Here is a 729-nt window from a genome sequence, read left to right as displayed (position 1 = left end):
ACAAGAAGAGCACGGTGTGCCCCCGAACAAACATTATGAAATACCGTTTGTGAGGGGGTATACCGTGCTCTTCCCTTATGCTAATCTAGAACGCCACAAGGCTGCATAGCGAAACCAGAGACGAACTACATATCAAACAAATCGCTATGCGTCCCTGTTCTCGATGCCACAAGAATAAGTTTATCATTATCTACCGCATATATTAAAAGCCAATCTGCTTGAATATGGCATTCTCTAAAACCTTTATATGAACCAGTAAGTGCATGATCTCTGTGATACCTGGATCTTTAACATAAAAGTTAGTCCTCCACCTCTAACTCATCAAAGAGTTCTTTCGTAGAGTTATATGTTTTTACTTGAATATTACCCGACATAATATCACGTGCTTCATGTATAGCCGATTCCGTTTCAGCGTTATATCTCGGTTGCTTAATAATGAAAGGAAAACCACCTTCCATAATAGATTTGTGTAAAAAAATATTAATAGCATCAGTAACAGAAATTCCAAAACTATTGAATAAATTTTCTGCTCTCCGTTTGACCTCTGGTTCAATACGAACATTAATATTTGCAGTTTTAGCCACGATAACACACCTCCTTATAGCACATATTGTATTACAAATGTAAAACAAATGCAACCAATCAGGCCCTGGAGGAACGCCATTACGAGTAGCAGCCTTTGTGGCGATCCTTTACTACCTAAATCACACAAACACAAGAAGAGCACGG

Annotated in this window: 1 protein-coding gene and 1 pseudogene; both read right to left on the bottom strand. The window is 38.5% G+C overall.

Annotated features, from left to right (window positions below; all coding sequences use genetic code 11):
- Positions 1-125: 125 nt before the first annotated feature.
- Positions 126-275, bottom strand: a pseudogene (locus EO127_RS08635) (type II toxin-antitoxin system YafQ family toxin); the annotation flags it as partial.
- A 24-nt stretch (positions 276-299) separates the two neighbouring features.
- On the bottom strand, positions 300-584 hold the full coding sequence (locus EO127_RS08630; RefSeq protein WP_127448926.1) for a type II toxin-antitoxin system RelB/DinJ family antitoxin: 285 nt from the start codon (positions 582-584) through the stop codon (positions 300-302).
- Positions 585-729: the final 145 nt, after the last annotated feature.

The organism is Veillonella sp. 3310 (genome assembly GCF_003999875.1).
GTDB lineage: Bacteria > Bacillota > Negativicutes > Veillonellales > Veillonellaceae > F0422.
This window is presented reverse-complemented; position numbering and strand designations above follow the sequence as displayed.